This window comes from Rhizobium sp. 01N447_2, from assembly GCF_056399245.1.
Map to the genome: position 1 here is coordinate 1 of NZ_JBFTQY010000155.1, position 3189 is coordinate 3189.

2 protein-coding genes are annotated in these 3189 nt (G+C 60.7%); both read right to left on the reverse strand.

Annotated features, from left to right (window positions below; translation table 11 throughout):
- On the reverse strand, nt 1-1524 hold a 1524-nt coding region (locus AC1ECN_RS38400), incomplete at its 3' end, for an ABC transporter substrate-binding protein (protein ID WP_477956034.1).
- A 199-nt stretch (nt 1525-1723) separates the two neighbouring features.
- The gene (arfA, locus tag AC1ECN_RS38405; protein ID WP_477956036.1) at nt 1724-3187 is read right to left on the reverse strand and encodes an arabinosylfuranosidase ArfA; all 1464 of its coding nucleotides are present in this window, start codon (nt 3185-3187) and stop codon (nt 1724-1726) included.
- Between the last annotated feature and the right edge of the window lie 2 nt (nt 3188-3189).

The following is a 3189-nucleotide window of genomic DNA, read 5'->3' on the forward strand; positions in this document are numbered from 1 at the left end:
GCTCCAGGCAATCGCCACCTGGAAATCGCCGGGCTGGAGCGCCGTCTGCCAAAGTTTCGCGGCCGGCACGGCTTTGGCGTCGATGCCGAATGCGGCCCATTGCTGTGCAATCAGCGTCCCGGCGCGGGTGAAGACCGAGCGTGTGTCGCCTTCCACCGTCATCCGGATCTTGAAGGGCTGTCCATCAGGGGTCAGCCATTTGCCACCGGATTTCTTGAAGCCTGCCTTCTCCAGCAGTTCGCCGGCAGCCTTCGGATCCGGTTTCCACCAGCCATAGCCGAAGGCACCGCTGATTGCCTCCGGGTCKGTCGGGATCTGGTCCTTGAACTTCGGCTGCTTGCGCAGGATATCGGCGATCTGTTGCCCGACCGTCGGGTCATAGGGCTTGATCTTGCTCTTGCCGGTATCGATCTCGAAATTCTTCAGCCAATCCTGCATCGGCGCCTGATAGTCCTTCATCGTGGCCGCCGTCGGCGGCACGCCGAGGGCCGAAAGCGTCGCTGCCCCGCGATAGCTCGCCATATCAACCGCCTTGATGTCGATCAGCAGGGCAAGCGCCCAGCGTACATCGGCGTTGTCGAAGGGCGGATTCTGGGTGTTGAAGATCACGGCCGGAAGCGTCGGGTCCGGATGGGCGAAGGGGAAGCCCGGGAACCAGGTTTCGATCGACTTGGATTTCTCCTTGAGGGTGAACATGCCCTCCGGCGTATTATCGTGGATGATATCGAGATTGTGCTCGAGCTGGGCGATGGTGCGTTTATCCGGCGGGCCGGGATCGGTATAGGTCACGTATTTCGGGGCCGGCTCGCCGAAGCGGGCAAGCGATGTCCGCTGCCAGTCGTCACGCTTCTCCCAGGTATACCATTTGCCCTGGGGGTCAAACGCCTTGAGCTTGTAGGCGCCGAGCGAGACGGGATTGGCGAAATCATAACGTAGCGGATCTTCGACTTTCTCGAAGACATGCTTGGGCATGATCCAGGCGCCGTTCCAGCGAACCGTGAAGATGGCGTGGAAGCGCGAATTGGGCTTCTTCAGCTTGAACACGACAGTCGAGGGGTCGGTCGCCTCGACGCTTGCCACCTGCACCGAGAAGGCAGCACTCCAGACCATGCCGGGGTGATCCATCTGCGTCTTGACGGTGTAGACCACGTCGTCTGCCGTGAACTCCACGCCGTCGCTCCAGAAGAGCCCCTTGCGCAGTTTCACGGTCATCTCGGTGAAGTCGGCATTATATTGCGGCTTGTCGGCAGCCAGCGAATTGTCCCAGGTCGCGCCGCCAAGTCCTTGTTCGGGGTCGATATACCAGAGCGTATCCATGGTCAGTTGCTGCAGGCCGGTCGATACGCCGCCCCCGCCATTGACCCAGATGTTGAACCAGCCGGGATTTTTGATCGTCCCTTCCGGATTTTCGACGATGAGCGTCTCCTTGCGCGGCAAGGAGGTGTAGTCATCGGCCTTGRCCGCCGCAGTCAGGCCGAGTGCGGCCAGCGCGACGCCAAATGCGAGCCTCTTCCACTGTTGCATGAACTCCTCCCTAGAAAGCGACGATGCGGCGGCCGCAAGGGCACGCATGGGCACGTCGCGGTTGTCGGTTCGCAGAGGCCTCAGGACTTGAACAGTCAGGTCCAGAGCTTCGGTGAACCATCTCTCCGGCTCCCTGCCTCCTCGCAGCGAGCCGAATATCTTCAGCCGGGGCGCCCAATGGGCTACCCGGCGGTAGCTGTCACACTGACAGCCGGATGACGTTGTAGGAGARCGGTTTCAACGCCGCCCTCAGCCGTCCATCCTCGATCTTTGCACTCTCGGCATTGACCGGAACGACCGTCTTCGGCCGCGCAGCCGTATTGACGGCTTCCAGATCGCCATGGGTCATCTCCACCTGCTCGACCACCCGGGCATTTCCGAACCCTTCAAGCCGCACATCGAGATCGAGCGCCGTGCTCGGATGGCGGTTGACGGCAAAGAAGGTCAGCGTCTTGCCGTCCTCGGAATGGACCGCCGATACGTCGAGATAGGGGACGTCGTTCTCTTCGTCGCTGTCATAGGTCGGGCCATCGACGACCAGCTGTAATGCCGAGCCGCGACCATATCTGGAGGCGTAATAGAACGGGTAATAAATAGTCTGGCGCCAGGCCGCACCGCCGTCCTCGGTCATGATCGGGGCGATGACGTTGACGAGCTGCGCGATGCAGGCGATGCGCACGCGGTCGGAGCGACGGATGAAGGTGTTCAAGATGCCGCCGACCTGCAGCACGTCCTCGAAATTGTAGATATCTTCCAAGAGATGCGGCGCATCCGGCCACTCGTCGCGCGCCAGGATCTCCTTGTCCTGCTGGTTGGAATGATACCAGACATTCCATTCGTCGAAGGAAATGCCGATCGTCTTCTTCGAGCGCTTTTTCGCCTTGATGTAGTCGATCACGCCGCCGATCGTGGTGATGTAGCGGTCGAGCTTCGTTGCGCGGGCGAGATAGTTGAGCGTATTTTTCTCGCGGTTGGCAAAATACATATGCAGCGAGATATGGTCGGCGCTGTCATAGCACTGCTCGAGAACCTGGGCTTCCCACTCGGGATAGGTCTTCATGTCGGAATTGGATGAGCCGCAGACCACGAGTTCGAGCGACTTGTCGAAGCCGCGCATGGCCTTCGCCGTCTCATCCGCCAGCCGGCCATATTCATAGGCCGACTTGTGGCCGACCTGCCAGGGACCATCCATCTCGTTGCCGAGGCACCACAATTTGACGTCGTGCGGATTGGACCAGCCGTGCTTGCGGCGCAGATCCGACCAGTAGGTGCCGCCCGGATGATTGCAGTATTCCAGGAAATTGCGGGCCGCATCCAGGCCGCGTGATCCGAGATTGACGGCAAGCATCGGCTTGGTGTTGGCCTTCTTGCACCAGTCGACGAATTCATTGACGCCGATCTGGTTGGCTTCGCGGGTGCGCCAGGCAAGGTCGAGGCGAACCGGGCGCTCCGCACGGGGGCCGACGCCGTCTTCCCAATTATAGGCCGAGACGAAATTGCCGCCGGGATAGCGGCAATATGGCGTGTCGAGCTCACGGACCAGATCAAGGACATCCTGGCGGAATCCGTCCTCATCGGCCGTCGGGTGCCCGGGCTCATAGATGCCCCCGTAGATCGCCCTGCCGAGATGCTCGAGAAATGAGCTGTAGAGCCTGGAGTCAATAG